Annotated in this window: 23 protein-coding genes and 1 tRNA gene; 11 read left to right on the top strand and 13 right to left on the bottom strand. The window is 72.2% G+C overall.

Features of this window, described 5'->3' with window-relative positions; all coding sequences use genetic code 11:
- Positions 1-15: 15 nt before the first annotated feature.
- Together rlmB and ACZ64A_RS21070 are read left to right on the top strand one after the other, a co-directional pair.
- On the top strand, positions 16-957 hold the full coding sequence (gene rlmB / locus ACZ64A_RS21065) for a 23S rRNA (guanosine(2251)-2'-O)-methyltransferase RlmB (RefSeq protein ID WP_469812051.1): 942 nt from the start codon (positions 16-18) through the stop codon (positions 955-957).
- A gap of 118 nt (positions 958-1075) precedes the next feature.
- Complete coding sequence (locus ACZ64A_RS21070; protein ID WP_469812053.1) at positions 1076-2770, top strand: DoxX family membrane protein; 1695 nt, start codon at positions 1076-1078, stop codon at positions 2768-2770.
- A 263-nt stretch (positions 2771-3033) separates the two neighbouring features.
- On the opposite strand, the gene ACZ64A_RS21075 is transcribed toward ACZ64A_RS21070, so the two are convergent.
- From ACZ64A_RS21075 to ACZ64A_RS21085, 3 genes are all read right to left on the bottom strand, one after another.
- Positions 3034-3765 carry a nucleotidyltransferase family protein gene (locus tag ACZ64A_RS21075; protein WP_469812055.1) on the bottom strand — a complete coding sequence of 244 codons (732 nt, stop codon included), beginning with the start codon at positions 3763-3765 and terminating at the stop codon, positions 3034-3036.
- 356 nt (positions 3766-4121) lie between these two features.
- Positions 4122-4580, bottom strand: a complete 459-nt coding sequence (locus ACZ64A_RS21080; protein ID WP_469812057.1) for a hypothetical protein — start codon at positions 4578-4580, stop codon at positions 4122-4124.
- Positions 4581-4785: 205 nt separating this feature from the next.
- The gene (locus ACZ64A_RS21085) at positions 4786-5874 is read right to left on the bottom strand and encodes an ABC transporter ATP-binding protein (RefSeq protein ID WP_469812059.1); all 1089 of its coding nucleotides are present in this window, start codon (positions 5872-5874) and stop codon (positions 4786-4788) included.
- A 218-nt stretch (positions 5875-6092) separates the two neighbouring features.
- Between ACZ64A_RS21085 and ACZ64A_RS21090 the strand changes: the two genes are divergently transcribed.
- Positions 6093-6166 (top strand) — tRNA-Thr (locus ACZ64A_RS21090).
- A gap of 463 nt (positions 6167-6629) precedes the next feature.
- Positions 6630-7136 (top strand): hypothetical protein, encoded by a 507-nt coding sequence (locus ACZ64A_RS21095; protein ID WP_469812061.1) that lies wholly within the window; start codon positions 6630-6632, stop codon positions 7134-7136.
- A gap of 13 nt (positions 7137-7149) precedes the next feature.
- Here ACZ64A_RS21095 and ACZ64A_RS21100 read toward each other — a convergent pair whose 3' ends face one another.
- Positions 7150-7629 carry a GNAT family N-acetyltransferase gene (locus tag ACZ64A_RS21100; protein ID WP_469812062.1) on the bottom strand — a complete coding sequence of 160 codons (480 nt, stop codon included), beginning with the start codon at positions 7627-7629 and terminating at the stop codon, positions 7150-7152.
- Between the two features lie 15 nt (positions 7630-7644).
- On the bottom strand, positions 7645-8571 hold the full coding sequence (locus ACZ64A_RS21105) for an aminoglycoside phosphotransferase family protein (protein ID WP_469812065.1): 927 nt from the start codon (positions 8569-8571) through the stop codon (positions 7645-7647).
- Here ACZ64A_RS21105 and ACZ64A_RS21110 point away from each other — a divergent pair.
- Both ACZ64A_RS21110 and ACZ64A_RS21115 read left to right on the top strand, forming a co-directional pair.
- Positions 8570-9223, top strand: coding sequence for a rhomboid-like protein (locus ACZ64A_RS21110; protein ID WP_469812067.1), 654 nt, complete (start codon positions 8570-8572; stop codon positions 9221-9223). The genes ACZ64A_RS21105 and ACZ64A_RS21110 overlap by 2 nt on opposite strands.
- An 11-nt stretch (positions 9224-9234) precedes the next feature.
- Positions 9235-10632 carry an NAD(P)/FAD-dependent oxidoreductase gene (locus tag ACZ64A_RS21115; protein ID WP_469812069.1) on the top strand — a complete coding sequence of 466 codons (1398 nt, stop codon included), beginning with the start codon at positions 9235-9237 and terminating at the stop codon, positions 10630-10632.
- A gap of 10 nt (positions 10633-10642) precedes the next feature.
- Here ACZ64A_RS21115 and ACZ64A_RS21120 read toward each other — a convergent pair whose 3' ends face one another.
- The gene (locus ACZ64A_RS21120) at positions 10643-12139 is read right to left on the bottom strand and encodes an MFS transporter (RefSeq protein WP_469812071.1); all 1497 of its coding nucleotides are present in this window, start codon (positions 12137-12139) and stop codon (positions 10643-10645) included.
- Between the two features lie 56 nt (positions 12140-12195).
- The gene (locus ACZ64A_RS21125) at positions 12196-13179 is read right to left on the bottom strand and encodes a zinc-binding dehydrogenase (protein WP_469812073.1); all 984 of its coding nucleotides are present in this window, start codon (positions 13177-13179) and stop codon (positions 12196-12198) included.
- A gap of 221 nt (positions 13180-13400) precedes the next feature.
- On the opposite strand from ACZ64A_RS21125, the gene ACZ64A_RS21130 reads away from it, so the two are divergent.
- Entirely contained in the window at positions 13401-14078 is a 678-nt protein-coding gene (locus ACZ64A_RS21130; RefSeq protein WP_469812075.1) for a pentapeptide repeat-containing protein, read from the top strand.
- 235 nt (positions 14079-14313) lie between these two features.
- Here the strand turns inward: ACZ64A_RS21130 and ACZ64A_RS21135 are convergent, their stop codons facing one another.
- The gene (locus ACZ64A_RS21135; RefSeq protein WP_469812076.1) at positions 14314-14814 is read right to left on the bottom strand and encodes a hypothetical protein; all 501 of its coding nucleotides are present in this window, start codon (positions 14812-14814) and stop codon (positions 14314-14316) included.
- Positions 14815-15015: 201 nt separating this feature from the next.
- Here ACZ64A_RS21135 and ACZ64A_RS21140 point away from each other — a divergent pair, with 201 nt between their 5' ends.
- Positions 15016-16413: a M1 family metallopeptidase gene (locus tag ACZ64A_RS21140; protein ID WP_469812078.1), complete on the top strand. Its 1398-nt coding sequence runs from the start codon at positions 15016-15018 to the stop codon at positions 16411-16413.
- A 91-nt stretch (positions 16414-16504) separates the two neighbouring features.
- Here ACZ64A_RS21140 and ACZ64A_RS21145 read toward each other — a convergent pair whose 3' ends face one another.
- Complete coding sequence (locus ACZ64A_RS21145; protein WP_469812079.1) at positions 16505-17023, bottom strand: GNAT family N-acetyltransferase; 519 nt, start codon at positions 17021-17023, stop codon at positions 16505-16507.
- 66 nt (positions 17024-17089) lie between these two features.
- Positions 17090-17665, bottom strand: coding sequence for a TerD family protein (locus ACZ64A_RS21150; protein ID WP_469812081.1), 576 nt, complete (start codon positions 17663-17665; stop codon positions 17090-17092).
- A 217-nt stretch (positions 17666-17882) separates the two neighbouring features.
- Between ACZ64A_RS21150 and arfB the strand changes: the two genes are divergently transcribed.
- Positions 17883-18323: an alternative ribosome rescue aminoacyl-tRNA hydrolase ArfB gene (gene arfB / locus ACZ64A_RS21155; protein WP_469812082.1), complete on the top strand. Its 441-nt coding sequence runs from the start codon at positions 17883-17885 to the stop codon at positions 18321-18323.
- Between the two features lie 90 nt (positions 18324-18413).
- On the opposite strand, the gene ACZ64A_RS21160 is transcribed toward arfB, so the two are convergent.
- Together ACZ64A_RS21160 and ACZ64A_RS21165 are read right to left on the bottom strand one after the other, a co-directional pair.
- Positions 18414-18872 (bottom strand): GNAT family N-acetyltransferase, encoded by a 459-nt coding sequence (locus ACZ64A_RS21160; protein ID WP_469812084.1) that lies wholly within the window; start codon positions 18870-18872, stop codon positions 18414-18416.
- Between the two features lie 50 nt (positions 18873-18922).
- Complete coding sequence (locus tag ACZ64A_RS21165; RefSeq protein ID WP_469812085.1) at positions 18923-19507, bottom strand: flavin reductase family protein; 585 nt, start codon at positions 19505-19507, stop codon at positions 18923-18925.
- A gap of 345 nt (positions 19508-19852) precedes the next feature.
- On the opposite strand from ACZ64A_RS21165, the gene cdgB reads away from it, so the two are divergent.
- A complete protein-coding gene (cdgB, locus tag ACZ64A_RS21170) occupies positions 19853-21529 on the top strand; it encodes a diguanylate cyclase CdgB (protein ID WP_469812086.1) in 1677 nt (558 codons plus the stop codon).
- A 141-nt stretch (positions 21530-21670) separates the two neighbouring features.
- Positions 21671-22591 (top strand): carbohydrate-binding protein, encoded by a 921-nt coding sequence (locus tag ACZ64A_RS21175; RefSeq protein WP_469812087.1) that lies wholly within the window; start codon positions 21671-21673, stop codon positions 22589-22591.
- Positions 22592-22905: 314 nt separating this feature from the next.
- On the opposite strand, the gene ACZ64A_RS21180 is transcribed toward ACZ64A_RS21175, so the two are convergent.
- Entirely contained in the window at positions 22906-23835 is a 930-nt protein-coding gene (locus ACZ64A_RS21180) for a 1-phosphofructokinase family hexose kinase (protein ID WP_469812089.1), read from the bottom strand.
- Positions 23836-23899 lie beyond the last annotated feature (64 nt).

A 23899-nucleotide genomic window follows, 5' to 3' on the forward strand; every position in this document is an offset into this window, starting at 1 on the left:
GGAGACAGGTAGGTCATGGCCGCGAACAACCGTCGCATGTCCGGCAAGAAGGGCGCGCAGGTCGGCAGTGGCGGCCAGCGGCGCCGGGGCCTGGAGGGCAAGGGCCCGACTCCGCCCGCCGAGATGCGCAAGGGACACGCCAAGCAGCGTGCGGCGCAGGCGAAGGCCCGGCGCGCGCAGAGCCGTGCGCCGCAGCGCCGGGGCGGCGGCAAGTCCGCCTCCGAGCTGGTCGTCGGCCGCAACCCGGTCTACGAGGCGCTGCGCGAGGGGGTGCCCGCCACCACGCTGTACGTGCAGCAGTTCATCGACAACGACGAGCGGGTGCGCGAGGCGCTGCAGCTCGCCGCGGAGCGCGGTGGCATCCACCTGATGGAGGCCCCGCGTCCCGAGCTGGACCGGATGACCAACGGGCTCAACCACCAGGGCCTCGTCCTGCAGATCCCGCCGTACGAGTACGCCCATCCCGAGGACCTCGCCGACGCCGCCGCGGACGAGGGCGAGGACCCGCTGATCGTCGCCCTGGACGGCGTGACCGACCCGCGCAACCTCGGTGCCGTCGTGCGGTCCGTCTCCGCCTTCGGCGGCCACGGTGTCGTCGTGCCCGAGCGGCGTGCGGCCGGCATGACCGCCGGTGCCTGGAAGACGTCCGCCGGTACGGCCGCCCGGACGCCGGTCGCGCGGGCGACGAACCTGACGCGGGCGCTCGAGGCGTACAAGAAGGCCGGGATCGTCGTCGTCGGCCTGGCCGCCGACGGGGACGTCGAGCTCGGTGAGCTGGAGGCACTCGGCGGGCCGGTGTGCATCGTCGTCGGCAGCGAGGGCAAGGGACTGTCGCGGCTGGTCGGCGAGACCTGTGACTTCCGGGTGCGCATCCCGATGCCGGGCGGGGCCGAGTCGCTCAACGCCGGTGTCGCCGCGGGCATCGTCCTCTACGAGGCCGCGTCGCGACGCGCCTGAATGTCTGTTCGCTGATATCGCCCACACGGGGGATTACGGGCTGTCCGGACAACCTTGACGGGGTCCGGACAGATCCACGCGGTCAAGGCAGTGTCCTATCTCGGCGTCACTCGGTTAGATGAGTGTGGACACCAGAACACCCCGCACACCCACGGGGGACCGCTCGTCGGGTTACGACGACGCTCCCGCGCTGAGCATGGTGAAGGTGCCGAGCGATCCGGCGCAGATCATCGTGAGCCACGCGAGCTTCCGCGTGCAGTTGGGTGCGTCGTCCGTGCGCACCCGGTCCCCGCGGATCGCGCGGCACTTGAGCGCCGGTCAGGACACCGCGCGCGTGCCCGCCGCCGCGGCCGCCGGCGCCGCCCGTCGGCGAGCCGTCGTCTGGAGCGGCAGGTCCGACCCCGACGACACCGGCGCCCACCGCCTGCTCCAGGCCGTGCGGGCCGGCAGCGTCGGCCACGCCGAGCCCGCCGCCGGCGACGCCGGAGCCACCCAGGTGCTGCCCCGCGTCTCGCCCGCCCACGAGGGCTACGCCGGCTACGACGAGCTGGAGCAGACCGTCGAGACGCCCGTCGTCGGCGCCCAGCGCACCTCCGAGGACGGCGCGGGCACCCGCCTGCTCCCCGCCATGCGCAGCGTCGGCAGCGTCTACGACGAGCCCGGTGAGCCCGGCTACGGCGATGGCGGACACGGCGGCTTCGGCGACGTCGCCGACCGGGGCGAGGACGGCGACGCGGACACCCGCGGCCGGCGCCACGGCGACGACCCCGCGCGGCACGCGTACTACCCGCACCGCCGGATGAACCTCGGCGTCGTCCTGCTCCCGCTGCGCATCTTCCTCGGCTTCATCACCATCTACGCCGGCATGGGCAAGCTGTGCGACCCCGTCTACTTCGACGGCGGCAAGCGCGGCTCCATGGTCAAGTGGCTCGACACCCTGCACCCCTGGGAGGTCGCCGAACCGCTGCGCCAGTTCGCCCTCCACCACCCCGTCGGCTCCGGCCTCGTCATCGCCTTCCTCCAGGTGGTGGTCGGCGTGCTGACCGTCCTGGGCTGCTGGCAGCGGGTCGCCGCCGTGGTCGGCGCGCTGCTGTCGGCCGCGCTCATCGTCACCGTCAGCTGGAAGACGGTCCCCGTCTACGACGCCCCCGACATCATCTACCTCGCCGCCTGGTCCCCGCTGGTCATCGCCGGCGCCCCCGTCTACTCCGTCGACGGCCGCCTCGCCGCGAGTGCCTGGCGGCGGCTCGGGCCGCGCTCCGACATCTGGGAGCTGCGGCGCTATGTGCTGCGCCGCGGTGCGCTGATCACCGCGGTCGTCACCGGGCTGACGCTGCTCGTCGGTTCGCTGCTGGGCGGTGCCGTGCGCGACGCCGACCGGGTCGTCGCGCCCGGGCCCGGCGAGGCCCCGCGCAACGAACTGCCCGGCTCGCCGCTGCCGCAGCGGCCCGGTGAGCACACCCGGCGGCACACGCCGTCCGCGTCCGCCGCGCCGACGCGGGGGGCGGCTTCCTCCGGCCCCAAGCACGAGACCCACAAGCCGGGGGCGACGCGTTCCTCCGGTACGGCGACCGGCGGGGCGCCCAGCCAGACGCAGGGCAGCGGCGGGCAGGCGCCGTCACGGCACTCCTCGCCGACCGGTCAGGGCCCGAGCACCAGCTCCGGGCCGACCTCCGGGGGCGGCGCGTCGGGCGGCTCCGGGTCGTCCGGCGGCAGCGGCAGCGGCAGCGGCGGCGGCTCCGGGTCGTCCTCCTCCGGTGGCTCCGGCTCCTCCTCAGGCCAGTCCGGCCTCGTGGGCGGCCTGTTGGGGTAACCGGGCCGGTGGGCGACATGCTCGGGTAGCCCACCGGCCGAATCCTGCGACGATCCTTCGGCCGACCCGACGGCCGGTACGACGATGGGCCCCGCGCGTGGTGTGCAGGGCCCATCGGTGCGCGGTGCGGTGGCCGTGGTGCGGTGAGTGCGGTGCGGTGGCCGCCTGCCCCGTGCGGCAGCTGCGGTGCGGTGAGGTGGCCGCGTGGCGCGGCTGCGGTGCGGTGAGGTGGCCGCGTGCGGCGGATGTCGGGGGCGGTGGCGTCAGCGGCCCAGGGCCGCCAGTTCCTTGGCCGCCTCGGTCAGGTCCTTCGCCGTGTCGATCGCCCGCCAATAGGCGCCCTGGGGGATCGGGAAGCCGGCCAGGCGGCGCTCCCGGGCCAGGTGCGGGAACGTGGTGCGCTCGTGGTCCCCGCGCTCGGGGAGGAGACCGGCGAAGGCCGGGGAGAACACGTAGACGCCCGCGTTGATCTCGAACGTGGACGGCGGGGCCTCGATGAAGTCGGTGATGTGGCCGAAGCCGTCGGTCTGCACGGCGCCCCAGGGAATGCGGGGGCGGGCGAGGGCGAGCGTCGCCATGGCGTCGCGCTCGGTGTGGAAGTCGGCCATGTCGCGCAGCGAGAACCGGGTCCAGATGTCGCCGTTGGTGGCGTACCAGGGGCGGTCCGGGTGCGGCAGGTGCGCGGCGGCGAACTTCAGGCCGCCACCACGGCCGAGGGGCTCCGCCTCGACGACGGTGGTGACGCGCACGGGCAGGTCGGCCGACGTGAGCCACTGCTCGAGCACGTCGGCGAGGTGGCCGCAGGAGACGACCACGTCGGTGACGCCCTCTTCGGCGAGCCAGGTGAGCTGGTGGCCGATGATGGGCGTGCCCGTCCCGGGGATCTCGACCATCGGCTTGGGCCGGTCGTCGGTGTAGGGGCGCAGCCGGGAACCTTGGCCTCCGGCCAGGATGACGGCTTGGGTGGGGCGGGTCAGGGCGTGCGGATGGGTCATGCCGGAAGACTACGGCGGGGTGCCTGCGGCCGGCTGTGCGGGTGCCCGCGGCGCCCGGTGCCGGTTCGTGGCGGCTGGTCGTCTCCCCTCCGCGGGTGCGTGGGTGGTTGCTCGCGCCGTTCCCCGCGCCCCTTGGTGCCTGCGGCGGCCCGTCACTGCCCGTGGGCGGTCGCTGTCGCGCCCGCCGCGAGTGCTGGTCGGGGTCCGCGGTGGGGGGTGTCCGTCCTCGGTCCGGCCGCCTGTTTCCGACGGACTCACCGTGTGCCGGTGCCGGACGCTGCGGGCGGACACCCCCCACCACGCCCCCATCCCGCCGTACGCGGGTGCGGAGGACGCCGTGGCATGTGGTGCGGGCGTCAGCTGTGGGCCGCCAGGATGCCCGAGGCGTACGACGTGTCGCAGACCGGGCGGGCGAAGGACTGGGCGCGGGACGGGCCGTAGATGCGGACCGCGGCGCGGCCCAGGGCCCGGGCGATGGAGGTGCAGTGCCTGGCCAGGGACGGCCGGTCGTTGACGACCTGCTGGAGGTGGGTGAGGGCGATGCCGGGGTCCTTCTGCTGGAGCTCGGTGAGGAGCTGGTCGCGCAGGAGGTCCTGGGGCGCGCGGGGGGCGGAGTTCTTGGCGTCCGTCGCGCGCGTCACGTCGGTGGCGGTGAGCACCGAGTCCGAGGGGTCCCCGGACCAGTTGACCCGGGTGACCGCGAGGGTCCCGGAGAGCACCAGGACGACGGGCAGGACGAGGGCGAGGGAGCGGCCGATGCGGCGGGCGGGGCCCCGGTGACCGCGTCGCGTCTGTTGGGTGGTGGAGTGCTTCACGCGTGTGAGGGTAGCGCCCGGTAATGATTTGGCGACATTTAGTCACCTGTTCGGGGGACGAGCGAGGGGGGATTTCGCGGTGGCAGGTTGACGTACGGGGTTCGAAAGGGGTGCTTTTGCCGGGGTATTTGTCGACAACGACAAGGGCCCCGCTCCAGTTCGCGGGGCCCTTGTCGTCAACCTGGGTGAATCATGCGCCGGATGGTCAGTCCGACAGGCGCGCGCCCGTCGACGTGGAGAACACGTGGGTCTCGCCGGAGCGCGGCACGACGTGCAGCGTGCTGCCCTTCTCCGGCACCTCGCGGCCGCCCACGCGGACCACGAGGTCCTTGGACTCGGCGCCGACCTTGGCGGTGCCGTAGACGAACGCGTCGGAGCCGAGCTCCTCGACGACGTTGACGGTGACCGCGACACCGAGGTCGGAGTCGGGGCCGGCCACGTCGAAGTGCTCGGGGCGGACGCCGACGGTGACCGTCTTGTCGGTGGCGGCGGCCAGCGCGTCCCGGTCGACCGGCACCACGCTGTTGCCGAACTTCACGCCGCCGTCGGTGATCGGGACCTCGACGAGGTTCATCGCCGGGGAGCCGATGAAGCCGGCCACGAAGAGGTTGGCGGGCTTGTCGTACATGTTGCGCGGGGTGTCGACCTGCTGGAGCAGACCGTCCTTGAGGACCGCGACGCGGTCGCCCATGGTGAGGGCCTCGACCTGGTCGTGGGTGACGTAGACCGTGGTGATGCCGAGGCGGCGCTGCAGGGACGCGATCTGCGTACGCGTCGACACACGGAGCTTGGCGTCCAGGTTGGACAGCGGCTCGTCCATGAGGAAGACCTGCGGCTCGCGGACGATCGCGCGGCCCATCGCCACACGCTGGCGCTGACCGCCGGAGAGGGCCTTCGGCTTGCGGTCCAGGTACTCGGTGAGGTCGAGGATCTTCGCGGCCTCCTCGACCTTCTGCCGGATCTCCGCCTTGTTGACGCCGGCGATCTTGAGCGCGAAGCCCATGTTGTCGGCGACCGTCATGTGCGGGTAGAGCGCGTAGTTCTGGAACACCATGGCGATGTCCCGGTCCTTCGGCGGCAGGTGCGTCACATCGCGGTCGCCGATGCGGATCGCGCCGCCGTTGACGTCCTCCAGGCCCGCGAGCATCCGCAGGGAGGTGGACTTGCCGCAGCCGGACGGACCGACCAGGACGAGGAACTCCCCGTCGGCGATCTCGATGTCCAGGGCGTCGACGGCGGGCTTGGTGGAACCCGGGTAGATCCGGGTCGCCTTGTCGAACGTGACAGTGGCCATGGTGAATGGGCCCCCTTCTACCGGCAGGAACGTGCCGGACGATCCGTTGTAGGAAGGTGGTTGGTGTAGTCCACGCAGGTGAACTGGCACAGGACGGTACCTGGCGTTCACCTGGTCTGTCAGTAGGCGGGCCCCGGTGAACTTCGCGGAAATTTTCGATCGGGCCGCCGCGGGAGGTGGGTAGACTGCACGGGCGTGTCCGTGCCGCACGGACCCGGGCCTCCTTAGCTCAGCTGGTTAGAGCACCGCTCTTGTAAAGCGAAGGTCGTCGGTTCGAATCCGACAGGGGGCTCTGACGCTCATCAGCGCGAACGCCCCGGCCGACGATCGGTCCGGGGCGTTCGGCATCTACGGGTGCCATCGGCCGGCGGGTCACTCGTGGTCAGGGGCAGGCGCGACCGGGTGGTCGGGTCCACGGGGGCGACGGCCCCCTGCCGGGTGACCGGCGTCACAAACCTCGACGGAAGTTGAAATTGCATCAGGTGGAAGCGCGTGTTTCCTCTGCTTCGCAGGTCGCCTCCGGCTTCACGCCAGTTGGTCGGACCCGCCGGTGCACTCGCGACCGCGGGGCGAGGGACTTAGGCTGAAGAAGGGACCCAAAAAGCCACGTGGAAAAGCTGCCCACAGGAAAAATGTGTGGTTGCCCGTGGTATCTCCTACAGCCTGATGGGGGATCAGTGATGAACGGGTCTTCTGAGCTGATGGCAGCCGGTTCGAGTTTGATTCCCGTAGCGGCAGCGGTAGCGGGAGCGACCATGGCCGCGATTCTCACGGTCGCCAGCGCCGTACTCCAGGATTGGCGGACAAGGCGCAACGAAGCGGTTCGTCAACGTCAGGCGATCGATGACACGAGCCGCTACATGAGCCTCATACAGCACACGCTCGAGGCGTCCCGCCGCATGCCGGAAGCTCCAGGGAGTGCCGAGGCGGAGAAATGGGCGTACGGCGCCCTGGACCGAGCCTTTGCGAGTATGCCCGGTCCCGTCGAATTGGCCGAGACCCCAAGGCGTCAACGGGTCTATGGAATACTTCGCAGGGGCCTGCTGGTGACTGCTCCCACTTCAATCGGAATGTTTATTGCTCAAGCGCTCTACTGGGTCGTGCTGCTGTTCGCGATATATTCCGTCGTGGGACTTCTTGCCTCGGGGGGTGCCTGGGGGGACAGACTGTGGACAGCGGCGCTCGTCCTCGTCACCCTGGCGCCGATCGCGGCACTCGTGCGTTATTGGGCGTCCCGGAAGATTCATTCCTCGCGTGGCTGAGGTCACTTCCTGGTCAGTCGTGCCGGCCCAGCTGTGTCAGTGCCTCGTCCGTCAGGCGGTAGACCGTCCAGTCGTTCTGGGGGCGGGCGCCGAGGGCGTCGTAGAAGCCGATCGCGGGGGTGTTCCAGTTGAGGACGGACCACTCCAGGCGCTGGTAGCCGCGCCGGGTGCAGATGCGGGCCAGTTCGGTGAGCAGGGCCTTGCCGTGGCCGCCGCCGCGGGCCTCGGGGCGGACGTAGAGGTCCTCGAGGTAGATGCCGTGCGTGCCGCGCCAGGTGGAGAAGGACAGGAACCACAGCGCGAAGCCGACCGGCTCGCCGGTGTCGTCGTCCTCGGCGATGTGCGCGAAGGCGGCCGGGTGGTCGCAGAACAGGGCGTCGTGGAGCTGGGCGGGGGTCGCCTTCGCCTCCTGCGGGGCCTTCTCGTAGGTGGCGAGTTCCTGGATCAGGGTGTGGATGACGGGGACGTCGGCGGGCGTGGCGGGGCGGATCATCGGGGCTCTTCCTCGTCAGGGGTGCAGGGGCGGGCGCAGACGGCGGGCGATCTCGAGCTGCTCCGGGTCCAGGGGGCGGCCGTCCTCGATGTCCCACAGGGCGTTCTGCAGGAGGCGGCCCAGGGTCCAGGCGCGGGCGCGTTCCCGGTCGAGGTCCATGACGGCGGTCATCGCGTCGAAGCGCCACCGGACGTCGCCGGGGTCGTAGCGGTTGTCGAGGGCCGGCCACAGTTCGAAGCCGGGGTCGCCGGCGAGGGGTTTGGGGTCGATGGCGAGCCAGTCGGCGCGGTCGCCGGCCAGGACGTTCTCGTCGTGCAGGTCCCAGTGCAGCAGGCGGTCGCCGGGTTCGGCGACGACCTCGCGTACGGCCGCGGCGCAGTCCGCGACGATCCGGCGGGCCCCGGGGTCGGGGATGCGGGGCAGCGCACCCGGGGTGCGGTCGAGCATCCGCTGCGCGATGTCGCCGAGGCGGCGCAGGCCGGGTGGGGCGGGGGTGGAGTTGAGGTGCGCCAGCAGGGCGGCGATCACCTCGACCGCCTCGTGGGCGTCGGGGTGGTGGGCGAGCATACGGGAGGCGTCGAGGCGTTCCAGCAGCATCGTGCCGGTGGCCTCGTCGTGGTCGATCAGGCGTACCGCGCCGTCGCCGTCCCACAGGCGCAGGGCGACGGGCTCGCCCGCGCTCTCCTCGTCGAGGAGCTGGAGCTTGAGGACGGCGCGCAGTGCGTCGGCGCGGACGACGGGCAGGACCAGGGCGCACACGCCGTACATCGGCTTGCCGTCCAGCCGCAGCCGCCAGCGGTCCAGGAAGCGGGCCGCGAGGTCAGGCAGGCGCGCGACGAACGCGCGGCCCGCCTCGCCGTTGTACTCCTCCTGTGACGCCGCCAGCTCGTCCGGAATGTCGATCACCAGTCGGACGATACTGCTGTGCGTGAATCGGCTCATGCGAATTACGCGGGGTCTGCGCCGGGTCGGGGCCTACGTCCGCCGCGCGCCGGGGACGTACGTCTGGCTGGGGATTCTGTTCGTCACCACGGTCGCCCTGCACCGCATGTCACCGGAGTTCGAGCGCGATTTCCTGCGGCAGCGCTCGACCAACCTGGAGGAGCTGTCGCAGAACCCGGTGCGGGTGCTCATCGCCAGCGCGATGTGGATCGACGGCGGGCGCTGGCTGCCGTACGCCGTGCTGTACAGCGTGTTCCACGCGCCGGCCGAGCGGTGGCTGGGGACGGTGCGCTGGCTGGTGGTGTGCGTGGCGGCGCATGTGCTGGCCACGCTGCTCAGCCAGGGGGTGCTGCTCGTCGCGATCCGCGGCGGGCTCGCCCCGCACTCGGAGGCCGACGCGCTGGACATCGGGGTGAGTTACGCCCTGGCGGGTGTCGTCGGGGTGCTGACGTACCGGATTCCGGGGCCGTGGCGGTACGTGTACCTGTTCGCGGTGCTGGTCTTCTACGGCCTGCCGCTGACGGCCGGTCCGACCTTCACCGACCTCGGTCACTTCGCCTCCGTGCTGATCGGCCTCGCGTGTCACCCGCTGACCCGGGGGCGGGAAATTCCACGGAATCCGAAGGAGACAGGGGTCACGCCGGCGGGTTAACGTCCGCATCCATGAGCAGCACTGTCGTGAACGGCGGCATCTCCTTCTGGTACGCGGACGACGGCCTTCCCCCCGCGCGGGAGCCGCTGCCCGGTGACACCTCCGCCGACGTGGTGATCGTCGGCGGCGGCTACACGGGCCTGTGGACGGCGTACTACCTGAAGAAGGCCGCTCCATTTCTGCGGGTCGTCGTCCTGGAGCAGAAGTTCTGCGGATACGGCGCCTCCGGGCGCAACGGGGGCTGGCTGTACAACGGCATCGCCGGCCGCGACCGGTACGCGAAGCTGCACGGCCGGGACGCGGCGGTGCGGTTGCAGCAGGCGATGAACGACACCGTCGACGAGGTGATCGCGGTCGCCGGGGCGGAGGGCATCGACGCGGACCTGCACAAGGGCGGCGTGCTGGAGGTGGCCACCACCCCGGCCCAGCTGGCCCGGCTGAAGTCCTTCCACGCGGCGGAGGTCGCCTTCGGGGAGAAGGACCGTGAGCTGTACGGCGCGCGGGAGACCGCCGAGCGGATCCGGGTGGCGGCCGCGGTGGGCTCGACGTGGACGCCGCACGGGGCCCGGCTGCACCCGGTGAAGCTGCTGAAGGGGCTGGCCTCGGCCGTCGAGGCGCTCGGGGTGACCATTCACGAGTCGACGCCGGTGACGGAGATCCGGCCCCGGCACGCGGTGACGCCGTACGGCACGGTCCGGGCGCCCTATGTGCTGCGCTGCACGGAGGGGTTCACGGCCTCGCTGAAGGGGCAGCGGCGCACCTGGCTGCCGATGAACTCCTCGATGATCGCCACCGAGCCGCTGAGCGAGGAGCAGTGGGCCCGGATCGGCTGGGACGGCCGGGAGACGCTGGGCGACATGGCGCACGCCTACATGTACGCGCAGCGCACCGCCGACGGGCGGATCGCGCTGGGCGGACGCGGGGTGCCGTACCGCTTCGGCTCGCAGACCGACAACGACGGGCGGACGCAGGACGCGACGATCGCGGCACTGCGGGAGATCCTGGTGCAGTTCTTCCCGTCGCTTGCGGGAGTCGGCATCGCGCACGCCTGGTCGGGCGTGCTGGGGGTGCCGCGGGACTGGTGCGCGACGGTGACCCTGGACCGGTCGACGGGGCTGGGCTGGGCGGGGGGTTACGTCGGTTCGGGCGTCGCCACCACCAACCTGGCCGCCCGGACGCTGCGGGACCTGGTGCAGCAGGACTCCGGGCAGGGCGGGCGCACCGACCTGACCGAGCTGCCGTGGGTGGGGCACCGGGTGCGCAAGTGGGAGCCGGAGCCGTTCCGGTGGGTGGGCGTGCAGGGGATGTACGCCGTGTACCGGGCGGCGGACCGCCGGGAGCGTACGGCGCACAGCACCGAGTCCTCCCGGCTGGCGCGGCTGGCGGACCGGGTCGCCGGGAGGCATTGACGACAAGGCGTCAGGCCACCGACTCCGGTACGGGTGTCTCCGCGCGGGCTCCGTGCGACGGCGGGCGGACGGTGACCATCAGGCCCGCCACCAGGCCGGCGAGGAGCATGACCGCGGCGGCGCACCAGATCGCGACCGTGTAGCCGTGGACCACGCCCTCGCGGATGATCAGCGCCCGCCGGCCGGGGCCGGCCAGGTGGGCGGTGATCCAGGTGGCGCTGCTGGTGGTGGCGACGGTGTTCAGCAGCGCCGTGCCGATGGAGCCGCCGACCTGCTGGGAGGTGTTCACGGTCGCCGAGGTGACACCGGAGTCCTGCGGGGCGACGCCCGCGGTGGCCGTGGAGAACACCGGCATGAAGGTCAGGCCCATGCCGAGGCCCATCAGCAGCAGCGCGGGCAGGATCTCCGTGGTGTAGGAGGAGTCCACCGTCATCTGCGTGAGGATCACCATGCCGCCGGCGGCGAGGATCATCCCCGGGACCATCAGCATGCGCGGCGCCACGTGGGGCAGCAGGCGGGCGCTGATCTGGGTGGAGCCGACGATGATCGCCGCGGTCAGCGGCAGGAAGGCCAGGCCGGTGCGGACGGGCGAGTAGCCGAGGATGACCTGGAGGTAGTAGGTCATGAACAGGAACAGCCCGAACATGCCGATCACCGCGAGCATCATGGTGAGGAAGCAGCCCGCGCGGTTGCGTTCCTTGATGATGTGCAGTGGGAGCAGGGGGCTCGGTGCCCGGGTCTGCCACCAGACGAAGGTCGCGAGCAGGACGACACCGGCCGCGAAGAGGGCGAGGACCAGCGGGTCGGTCCAGCCGCGCGGCTGGGCCTCGCTGAAGCCGTAGACGATCGCGACGAGGCCGCCGCAGCCGAGGACGACGCCGGGCACGTCGAGGCGGACGCCCGCGTGGCCGGGGCGGTCGTGCAGCAGGGTGAGCGCGCCGACGACGGCGATGACGGCGATGGGCACGTTGACGTAGAGGCACCAGCGCCAGTTGAGGTACTCGGTGAGCAGTCCGCCGACGATGAAGCCGATGGCCGAGCCGCTGCCGGCGAGGGCGCCGTAGATGCCGAACGCCTTGCCGCGTTCCTTGGGGTCGGTGAACGTCGTGGTGAGCAGGGAGAGCGCGGAGGGGGCGAGGACGGCCGCGAAGACGCCCTGCAGGGCGCGGGCGCCGAAGAGCATGCCGGCGCCGGTGGCGGCGCCGCCGAGCGCGGAGGCGGCGGCGAAGCCGACCAGCCCGAAGACGAAGGTCCGTTTGCGGCCGACCAGGTCGGCGATCCGGCCGCCGAGCAGGAGCAGTCCGCCGAAGGCGAGGGTGTAGGCGGTGATCACCCACTGCCGGTTGGCGTCGGTCATGCCCAGGTCGCGCTGGGCGGAGGGCAGCGCGATGTTCACGATGGTGGCGTCCAGGACCACCATCAGCTGCGCGAGCGCGATGATCACCAGGCCCCACCAGCGGTGCGGGTCGGTCCCCGTCGCGGGTTCGCCTGTTCGGGTGACAGTCACCCGGTCAGAAGACCATGAATCTGGACGTATCGCATCCCGGGTGGTGTGGTGCCGTTTCATGGCTCGAGAACCACCTTTCCGGTCGTACGCCGGGTTTCGAGCGCGCGGTGCGCGGCGGCCGCCTCGGCGAGCGGGAAGCGCTGGACGGCCGGGACGAGGCGGCCGGCGCCGGCCTCGGTGAGCGCGCGCAGTTCCAGGGTGCGCAGCGGGTCCGGGCCGCCCGCCCGGGCGAACATCGCCGGGCCGAGGACCTGCTCGGAGACGCCGTCGACGAGGTACGGCTCGCCGTCGCGGATGCCCTGCGCGGACCAGCCGAACACCAGGTGCCGGCCCCCGGGGCCGAGCAGGGCGACCGCCTCACGGGCCGCGTCGCCGCCCACGCCGTCGAGGACGACGGTGGCGGGCCGGCCGCCGAGGAAGGCGCGGACCTTGCCGGGCCAGGCGGGGTCGGTGTAGTCGACGGCGAGATCGGCGCCGTTCGCCTGCACGCGGGCGGTCTTGTGCGGGCCGCCCGCGAGCCCCACGACGGTCGCGCCGGCGTTCCTCGCGTACTGCACCAGGAGCGTGCCGATGCCGCCGGCGGCCGCCAGGACGACGGCCACCGAGCCGGGGCCCAGGTCGTCCGCGAACTGCGCGATCCCCATCGCCGTACGGCCCGTGCCGATCATGGCGACCGCCTGCGCCGGGTCCAGGTTCTCCGGGATCTCGTGCAGCCGGGCGGCGTCGGTGACGGCCAGCTCCGCGTAACCGCCTGGCGCGAAGCCGAGGTGGGCGACCACGCGTTTGCCGAGCCAGGACGGGTCGACGCCGTCGCCGAGGGCGTCGACGGTGCCGGCGACCTCGCGGCCCGGGACGGTCGGCAGGGCGGGCAGCTCGGGTACGGGGCCCCGCACACCCTCGCGCAGGGCCGTGTCGAGGAGGTGCACGCCGGCGGCGGCCACGGCGACACGGACCTGGCCCGGGGCGGGCTCCGGGTCCTCGACCTGCTCGTACGTCAGGTTCTCGGCGGGACCGAAGGCGTGAAGACGGATCGCGTGCATGGAGGTAACCCCGTTCGCCGTGTGTTCGGACGGAGCCCACTCTTCGACCTCAAGCGCGCTTGAGGTCAAGCGTGTTCCGGTGTCCCGGTGCCGGCGACACGGCCGTCGGCGCGCTGGTGAAGGAGACCTCCGACAGCACACCGGATGCGGGAATCCGGCCGGTCACGTTCGTGTCCTCGCAGGTCGGCGTGATTGTCAGTGGTGGGGTGCAGCATGGGGGCATGGCAAGGGGAACGCGTGGCGGGACGGGCGTGAAGGCGGCACGGCGGCCGGAGGTGCGCCTGCCGCACCTGGAGCGGTACGACAAGGAGGGGCTGGAGCCCGACGGGGACTACGACGGCCTGGAGTTCGCGGCCGTGGACCTGACCGGCGAGGACGGCGCGGGCGCCCGCTTCATGGACTGCGCGCTCAGAGGCTGCGCACTGGACGGGACACGGCTGCACCATGCCCGCGTGCTGGACTCGGTGCTGTCGGACGTACGGGGCGTGGGCACGGACCTGGCGGAGTCCACGCTGCGGGACGTCGAGCTGACCGACCCGCGCCTGGGCGGCGTCCAGTTGCACGGCGCGGTGCTGGAGCGGGTCCTGGTCCGCGGCGGAAAGATCGACTGCCTCAACCTGCGCGGTGCCCGCCTGCGCGATGTCGTCTTCACCGGCTGCGTTCTGGTGGAACCGGACTTCGCGGGCGCCCGCCTGGAACGGGTGGAGTTCACCGACTGCACGATCAAGGACGCGGACTTCACCGGCGCGACCCTCACGGACGTGGACCTGCGCGGCGCGGCCCCCCTGGACATCGCCCACGGCCTGGAGACCATGGCCGGCGCGGTCATCAGTACAGCCCAGCTCCTGGACCTGGCCCCCCGACTGGCGGCGGGCCTGGGCTTCAGAGTGGAGGACTGACCGCCGCGCCGCGCCCCCTGTACCGGTTGCGACGACGGCCCCCACCCCGTCCCCGCCCCACAACGCACCGCAGGCGAGACCGCAACCACCCACCGGACCGCAACGGGCCGCCGCAGGCACAAAAGGGGCGCGGGGAACGGCGCGACCAGCCGCAACGCACCCGCAGACGACAACGCGCCCAGCGCCGCAGGCACCCGCACCCGCGCCGCAGGCATCCGCGTCTGGCAGTGGGCGGTCAGGACACCCGCGGGAACCGGGCCTGGAGGGTCCAGATCGCCGGGTTCTCCGCGAGGTCCTCGTGCATGTCGCACAGGTCGGCGATCAGGTCGTGCAGGAAGTCCCGTGCCTCGCGGCGCAGTTCGGCGTGGGAGAAGGACAGCGGCGCCTCCTCGGCCGGCACCCAGTCCGCGGTGATGTCGACCCAGCCGAAGCGGCGCTCGAACAGCATCCGGTCGGTGGACTCGGTGAAGTCCAGCTCCGCGCGCTGCGGCCGGGCGGCGCGGGAGCCGGCCGGGTCGCGGTCGACGCGCTCGACGATGTCGCACAGCGCCCACGCGAAGTCCAGCACCGGAACCCATCCCCAGGCTGTGGACAGCTCCCGGTCGGACTTGGTGTCGGCGAGGTACACGTCCCCGCAGAACAGGTCGTGGCGCAGGGCGTGGACGTCCGCGCGCCGGTAGTCCGTCTGCGGCGGGTCCGGGAAACGGGAGGAGAGGGCGTAACCGATGTCGAGCACCAGCCGATGGTGTCACGCCCGCCCCCGAGAACCGGAGCCGCCCGAGCCACCCGCGCTGCCCCTGACCGAGCCACCCGCCCGGCCCTCGCCCGAGCCACCCGCTCTGCCCTCGCCCTGGCCACCCGCCCGTCGCCACCGAACCGGCCCCCCCGCCATATCGGTCTGTCAGGGAGACACCCCGACGACCATAGGATTCCCGACGTGTCCCGACATGCGCCCGTAGTCCCCGCGCTCCTGCTGACGCTCGCCCTGTCCGCCTGCACCGGCGGTGGTGGCGTCGACGGCACCCCGGGCGGCTCCGGCCTGCGCGACCCGTACTTCCCGAAGGCCGGCAACGGGGGCTATGACGTCACCCACTACGCCCTGACCCTCGCCTACGACCCCGGCGCCCGCCGTCTCACCGGCCGTGCCGACATCACCGCCCGCGCGACGCAGGACCTGTCCGCCTTCGACCTGGATCTGAAGGGCCTGACCGTCGAGGACGTCACCGTCCAGGGGGCCGGCGCCCTCTTCAGCCGGGCCGGCCAGGAGCTGACCGTCCGCCCGCACGACGAGATCCGGAAAGGGAAGACCCTGCGGGTCTCCGTCCGCTACTCCGGCACTCCCGAGACGATCGACGACGCGGACGGGTCGAAGGAGGGCTGGCTGTACACGGCGGACGGCGCGCTGGCGCTGGGCGAGCCGGTCGGCTCGATGGCGTGGTTCCCGGGCAACCACCACCCGTCCGACAAGGCGTCGTACGACATCACCGTGACCGTGCCGCAGGGGCTGACGGCGGTGTCCAACGGGGAACTGGCGAGCCGGAGCACCCGGGACGGGAGGACCACCTTCCACTGGCACACCGCCGAGCCCATGGCGAGCTACCTGGCCACGCTCGGCATCGGCCGCTACGACGTCCGCACCGGCACCCTCGGTGAGGACCGGCTGCCGGTCTGGACCGCCGTCGACCCGGTGAGCGCCGAGGACAGCAAGGCGGTACTGGCGAAGCTGCCGGAGGTGATGGACTGGCTGCGGCTCAACTTCGGCCCGTACCCGTTCTCCTCCACCGGCGTGATCGTCGAACGGGAGGAGGACTCGACGTACGCGCTGGAGACGCAGAACCGTCCCGTCTTCCCCGGTGCCCCGGACCTCCCGACCTTCGTGCACGAACTGGCCCACCAGTGGTACGGCGACTCGGTCACGCCGAAGAGCTGGCGGGACATGTGGCTCAACGAGGGCTTCGCGACGTACGCGGAGTGGCTGTACGCGGAGGACCACGGCGGGCAGAGCGCCGAGGAGCGCTTCCAGGAGCTGTACGACCACGGGCAGGAGGAGTTCGAGGACCTGTGGGACTTCCCGCCCGGCAAGCCCGCCGACGCGGCCGTGATCTCCGCCGACCCGGTCTACCAGCGCGGCGCGATGGTCCTGCACAAGATCCGGCAGACCGTCGGCGACGACACCTTCTACGACATCGTGCAGGGCTGGGCGGACGCCCACCGCCACTCCAACGCCTCCACCGCCGACTTCATCGCCTATGTGGAGGAGCAGGCACCGGAGAAGGACTTCACCGCCATCTGGCGGGACTGGCTGTACGGCGACGGGCGGCCGGACCACCCGTGAGGAACGCTCACGGGCCCGGCTGCCCCTGCCAGGGCCGCCGGTGGGCGCTCACGCGTCCGGCCGGCCCGCCGTGCGCTCGGCGCCCGCTATGTCACACCTTCAATTGCTTGCGCAGCACCGTGCAGGCGCGGCCCTGCTGGAGGTCGGTGCGGTGGTCGATGACCTCGTAGCCGAGGGAGGTCCAGAAGGCCAGTGCCTTGGGGTTGCCGACGAGGACCGCAAGGCGGACGGCGGTGCGGCCCGCCTCGCGGAAACGGTCCTCCACGGCCGAGGCGAGGCGGCGGCCGTGACCCTGGCGCTGGACGGCCGCGTCGACCATCAGCAGCCCGATCCACGGGTCCGGGTCGGCCGGATCGGGGTGGTGCGCGAGGGTGATGGCCACGCCGACGAGCCTGCCCTGGCTCCGGGCCAGCAGCACCTCCGTGTCCGGGTTCGCCAACTCCTCGGCCAGCGAGGCCGCCACCTGCTCCGGCCGGATGTCGTCCGGGTCGGGGAAGTCACCGCTGAGGGCCTGGAACGCGCGCTGGGAGGCGTACAGGGCGGTGAGTTCGGTGAGCAGCGGGGCGGGGATGTCGTGGCCCGGCGTGCGGGGGAGCGGGTCGAGGATCATGGCGGGACCGTAGTGCGCCGGAGCCCCCGGTGCTCGGCCGGGGGCTCCTTCACGCGGGGCGCCGGATCAGACGTTGACGCCGAAGTCCTGGGCGATGCCCACCAGGCCCGAGGCGTAGCCCTGGCCGACGGCGCGGAACTTCCACTCCGCGCCGTTGCGGTACAGCTCGCCGAAGACCATGGCCGTCTCGGTGGCCGCGTCCTCCGACAGGTCGTAGCGCGCGATCTCGGCGCCACCGGCCTGGTTGACGATACGGATGTAGGCGTTGCGGACCTGGCCGAAGTTCTGGCCGCGGTTCTCGGCGTCGTAGATGGAGACCGGGAAGACGATCTTGTCGATGTCGGCCGGGAGCGCGGCGAGGTTGACGTTGATGGCCTCGTCGTCGCCGGCGCCCTCGCCGGTGCGGTTGTCACCGGTGTGGACGATGGAGTTGTCCGGCGTCTGCTTGTTGTTGAAGAAGACGAAGTGGGCGTCGGAGTAGACCTTGCCCTGGCCGTTGACCGCGATCGCGGACGCGTCGAGGTCGAAGTCCGTGCCGGTGGTGGTGCGGACGTCCCAGCCCAGGCCCACGGTGACGGCGGTCAGGCCCGGAGCCTCCTTGGAGAGCGAGACGTTGCCACCCTTGGACAGGCTTACTGCCATGGTCGGGAGTCCTTCCTCGATGCGCTGTGTGTACGAGGCTTCGCACTGGGGGCGAAGCTACCGTCATCCCTACGAACGTCGCGGCCCGATGGATGGTTCCAGCCCGCTTTACCTTTTTTACTCGACGCTTCCGGTTTTCTCCCGCCGCTTCCGCTCGGACCGGCCCGTGCGTCCCCGGCGGGAAATGGGATGACGTGGAGCGGGCCCAGCCGGGAACATGGACCGCATGTCCGGTCCCCATCTCATCCGCGGTTCCGTCGCGCTCCCCGAGGCCGAGCTGATGTGGCGCTTCTCGCGGTCGTCGGGGCCCGGCGGACAGCACGTCAACACGTCCGACTCCGCCGCCGAGGTCCGCTTCGACGTCGCCCGCACCGAGGCGCTGCCCGAGGTGTGGAAGCGGCGTGCGCTGGAGCGGCTCGGGCCGCGGCTGGTCGACGGGGTGCTCAGCGTGCGTGCCACCGAGCACCGTTCGCAGTGGCGCAACCGGGAGGCCGCCGCCGTACGCCTGGCGGCGCTGCTCGCCGAGGCCACGGCCCCGCCGCCGAAGCCGCGCAAGCCGACGCGCATACCGCGCGGCATCAACGAACGCCGCCTGCGCGAGAAGAAGCAGCGCGCGGAGACCAAACGGGGACGCACGGGGCGCGACTGGACGCGGTAGGACGCCCCACGGGCCAAGGGGCGGGCACCCCGGAGAAAAGCGTCACCCCAGCCCCGGGGAAAGGCGTCACCCCAGCTCCGGGGAAAGGCGTCACCCCAGTTCCAGCACCCCCACCGTCTGACCCCCGCTCACCTCGCCGTTCTTGCGGAAGCCCAGGCCCAGGTAGAAGGCCTCCGGGCCGTCGGGGCCGGGGTGCCAGCTGACGTACATCTCCTTGGCGCCCCGCCTGCGCAGTTCCTCCGCCACCGACCGGACCGCGAAGCGGCCGTAGCCGCGGCCCTGGGCGTCGGCCGCGATGTTGAGGCGCCACAGGCCCGAGCGGCGCACGGTGCCGTCGCCGTGCCAGTCGATGTCGACGAAGGCCATCAGGAAGCCGACCGGCCGGCCGCCGTCGACGACGAGGCGGGGCCAGGCCACGCCCGCGGGATGGACGTAGGCCTCGGCGAGGGACTGCATCACCGGTGAGACCGCGTGCTCCTGGTCGGGGCGGACCCGGATGCCCACGGCGGCGTCGAAGGTGTGCGGGGTGATCTCCTCGAGGTGGGTCATCGCTGCACCCTAAGGACGCCTGACGGCCCCCGGCGAGGGGTTTTCGGGCGTCAGCCCAACTGCCGGTAGCGTCCCTTGAAGTACATCAGGGGCCCGCCGTCCGCGCTCGGTACGCGGGCGGTCAGGACGCGGCCGACGACCAGGGTGTGGTCGCCGGCCGGCACGCGCTGCTCGGTGCGGCACTCCAGGGTGGCCAGCGCGCCGCCCACCAGGGGTGAGCCGGTGACCTCGCCGCGGACGTAGGGGATGTCCTCGAAGAGCAGGCGGTCGCTGATGCGGCCCTTCATCGCGAAGCGGCCGGCGATGTGGCGCTGGCTCTCGGCGAGGACGGAGACGCCCCACAGGGGCTGCTCGGCGAGCAGGTCGTCCATGCGCGAGCCCTCCCGCAGGCTGACGAGCACCAGCGGCGGGTCCAGGGAGACGGACATGAACGCGGTGGCGGTCATGCCGACGTCCTCGCCGGTGGGCGCGTTCGGGTCGTCCGGGTCGAGCGGCGGCTCCTGCGCGGTCACGAGGACCACGCCCGCGGCGAGCCGGGACATGGCGGCGCGGAACTCGTCGTGGGTCACCCCCTCAGCATGCCCGCCGGGGGCGGGTGTGAAGGGGGAGGGCACGGCAGGGGAAGTCTTCAGCACGCCGGAAACGCTAGTCTCCGCTCCACATGCCCCGCATCGGACCTCGGACCGGGCGCGGACCTAGGTCTTCCGCCTGACTCCGGCCCGTAACGGCCGCCGATGCCGCATACTCGCAAAGTGTCCGTTCGGTTAACGCACAGGAAAAACGCAGAAACTCCACTTTATTGTTCACGTTTTGCTGTGACTTGAGTCACAAGGGCAAGGAAATGTTGACCCTGTGTACCGAGTGAGCAGCGCGCTGTGATTCAGTGGCGAAAGACGCAGTACGACACGCCACGAGGCCCAGACGACGATACGCCGACGACAACCCTTGATTCGCTGCGAAGTCTCGGGGGGAGGGCGAGCATGGAGACCGAGTCGGAACCCTACGTCCGTCTTGCGTCCCTGCGGCAGCTGCACCAGGTCATGGCGGACATGAACACCGCCCGCAGCCTGGCGGACACCCTGCAGACCGTCGCCGACGGCGTGGTGACCGCCCTCGGCTACGAGCTGGCGTGCGTCAACCTCGTCCGCGCCGACGGCGATCTCGTCGTCGCCGCCTTCGCCGGCAACCCCGCCGCCGAGGCTCTGATCACCGGCCGCGTCGGCTCCCGCCCGTCCTGGGACCGCCGCCTGGCCATGGGCGAGCAGTGGGGCGACCTGGTGTTCATCCCGTACACCGAGGGCTGGGTCCTCGACGACGACGACGTCCCGCAGTGGTACACCGACGGGCCCGCGCCCCGCTTCGAGGACGAGTGGCACCCCTCCGACCGGCTCTTCGCCCCCATGTACGCGCCCGGCGCGCAGGGCGGCCCGCGCGGCGAACTCCTCGGCGTGCTGTCCGTGGACCGGCCCCGCAACGGCCGCCGCCCCGGCGCGTGGGGCCGCGAGGCCCTGCAGATGTACGCCTTCCAGGCCGCGATCGCGATATCCAACGCCCGGCTGCGCTCCAACATGCAGCGCGCCCTGGTCCGGCTCGAGCGCGAGCAGCAGGCCCTGCGCGCCAGCGAGGAATCCTTCCGCCAGGCCTTCGAGTACGCCCCCTCCGGCATGGCCATCGCCGAGATGGGCGGCGACCAGCACGGCCGCATCCTGCGGACCAACGACGCGCTGTGCCGGCTGCTGGGCCGGCCCGCCTCCGCGATGCGCCGCTACTCCTTCTCCGACCTGGTCCACCCCGAGGACATCGGCACGCTGCTGCGCACCTCCGCCGAGGGCGGCCGCGCCGAGCTGCGCCTGGGCCGCCGCGACGGCACCTATGTCTGGGTCTCGCTGCGCAACTCCGTCGTCGCCGACACCGCCGACGGCCCCCGCTTCCTGCTCACCCACGTCGAGGACATAGAGGAGCGCAAGCGGCGCGAGCTCCAGCTCGCCCACCGGGCCTCCCACGACTCCCTGACCGGTCTGCCCAACTCCGCCGAGCTGCGCTCCCGGCTCGCCGCCCGCCTGTGCCGGCGGCCGCAGACCGCCCACCCCGCGCTCGACGCGTACGACTCCTTCGACACCGCCGAGGCCGCCCACGGCCACCCCGCCGCCTTCGACGCGAACGGCCACGGCTTCGACTTCCGGCCCGCCCCCGACGGCTACGACGCCTACGACCACCATGTGCACACCGTCGCCCCCGAGGACGAGCGGGACGACGGCGCCAAGGGGCTGGCGGTGCTCTTCTGCGACCTCGACGGCTTCAAGTCGATCAACGACCGGTTCGGGCACAACGCGGGCGACGCGGTCCTCATCGAGGTGGCCCGGCGGCTCAGCAACGGCGTGCGCGACGGGGACACGGTCGCGCGGCTGGGCGGTGACGAGTTCGTGATCCTCGCCGACGGCCTCGGCCGCGCCGACGCGCAGGACCTCGCCGTACGCCTGCGCAACGAGATCATCCAGCCGATCCGCGCCGAGGGCCGGGCCGTGCGGGTGGGCGCCAGCTTCGGCATCGGCTGGGCGCACTGCGGCATGACGGCCGACGAGGTCCTCAAGTCGGCGGACGAACGGATGTACGTCGAGAAACGATCTCGTCCCAAACAGCACAGGCGCGCGGGGTAATCCGCAGGTCAGCGCGGTTGCGGGGCAACGGGTGCGGTTCGGGTCACCCGTTTGGGTCTTGTGGAGCGGGTAGGCTCGCCCTCTGCCACACCCCACACCAAGAACCCCATCCGCCCCCCACCTGTTGAGGAGAACGAAGGGATGACGCCCGGCAACAACGGCCCGAGCACCCCCGAGGACGACGACCCGTTCGGCTACCTCTACGCCGACGGACAGGCCCGGGGTGCCCAGCCGCCCGCGGGAGGCTACGGCTACCCGAACTCCGTCAGCCGGGTACGCACCGTCGGGGAACGGCAGTACGGGCAGGTTCCGCAGCAGCAGGGTGCCTACGGCAGGACCAACGCGCACTACGCGGCCCCCGAGACGCTCCCCGGCGGCGCGCCGACCGCCCAGCACCACCAGCCCCCGGCCGGCGGGTCCGGCTCCGGCGGGCGGGGCCGGGGCCCCAACACCAAGGGCCTGCTGATCGGCGCGATCGCCGTCGTCGCGGCCGTGGTGATCGGCATCGGCGTGGCGATGATGAACGGCAACTCCGGCGACAAGAAGAACGACCAGGCCGGCACCGCCCCCACCCAGTCCCAGCAGAGCAGCTCGCCGAGCCCGTCGTCGAGCGCCAGCGGGGACGCGGAGGTGAAGCTGCCGACGATCGACGCGAAGGCGCTCCGCTTGGAGGGCGGCGCGACCCTGGCGTCGGACGTGAAGGGCGCCAAGGCGGACGGCGGTGTGTACGTCACCGGGTTCAACGCCGTCGGCGCCAAGGTCACCTGGACGGTCAACGGCATCAAGGACAAGGGTTCCTACCGCCTGTACGTGCGCTACGGCATCCCGGGTGCCGACGCGAACGCCACCCTCTCGGTCAACGGCACGGCCAAGACCCAGCCGCTGAACATGAAGAACTTCGGTGGCACCCCGGCCGGCGACTGGGAGAAGGGATGGCAGGAGACCTGGGCCCTCGTGAACCTCACCGAGGGCACGAACACCATCGAGCTCTCCTGCCAGCAGGGCAACCAGTGCAACGCGGTGCTGGACCAGATGTGGATCACGACGGACCCTCCGGCCTGACGCCGCAGCCCGCTCCCCGCAGGCCGCGGGGCGCGGGCGCCGTGGACCGGTGAGGACGGCCCGGGCCGGCTAGGGCCTGGCGTTTGGATCATCCCGGCGTCGCGGGGTCTGGCACGCACTCCCCCTAGCTCTTCGAGCAGGGGGGACCCCCAGCGGCGTTGCCGTCGGTTGCCAACTCCCCCTAGCTCTCCGAGCAGGGGGGACCCCCACCGCGTTGGCGCCCTCCTCCGCCTTGCAGCTGCACGCACCAGACCCCGCTCGGGTCGGCCGAGATGCACCGCAGCCCGAGGCCGGCCTGATCCAAACGACAGGCCCTAGGCCGCCGTCGCCTCCGTCGTCACCGACACCTTGCCCCGCAGCTCCGAGTAGGCCCTCGCGTCGTACTCGCCCGCTGCCGGGGCGAGGACTGTCGCTGCGGAGAGGGCCACCGCTCGGGTGAGGCGGTCCGGCCAGGGGAGGTCTTCCACCAGGCCCGAGACCAGGCCGGCGACCGCGGAGTCGCCGGCGCCGGTCGGGTTGCCGTGGACGCGGCCCGGCGGGGTGGCCCGCCAGCGGCCTTCCGGGGTCGCGGCCAGCAGGCCGGCGGGGCCCAGGGAGGCCACCACCGCGCGCGCCCCGCGCCGCCGGGCGTCCTGCGTCGCGCGCACCGGCTCGTGGGAGCCCGTCAGTTCCGCCAGTTCCTCGGCGTTGGGCTTGACGATGTCCGGGCGGGCGGCGACCCCCCGGCGCAGCGGCTCGCCGCTGGTGTCCAGCAGGACGGGAACGCCCGCCGCGCGCGCCGTACGGATCAGGCCCGCGTACGCGCCCACGGGCACGCCCGGCGGCAGGCTGCCGCACAGCGCCACGGCGGACGCGGAGGCGATCAGCTCCTCGTAGCGGTCCTGGAAGGCGCCCCACTCGGCGGGCGTGACGACCGGGCCCGGTTCGTTCAGCTGGGTGGTGTCGCCGCTGTGCTCGTCCACGACGGCGATCGTGCGGCGCGTGGCACCCGCGACGGGCACCAGCGCGTCGCGGACCCCGGAGGTGTCCGTCAGCAGGTCACGGACGACGCGCCCGGTGGCGCCGCCCGCGAAGCCGGTGACCGTCACCTCGTGGCCGAGGGCCGCGAGGACCCGCGCCACGTTGACCCCCTTGCCGCCCGGCCGTTCGATGACGTCCGTGACGCGGTGGGAGGTGTGCGGCCGCAGGGAGCGGACGCGGTAGGTGATGTCGAGAGCGGTGTTCAGCGTGACCGTGAGGACCACCTGGGCCGACCTCCCCCGCATACGTGTGCTGACCGTGGACTTCCGGAGGGTCGATCATGCCAAA

The organism is Streptomyces sp. NPDC104814, assembly GCF_055583185.1.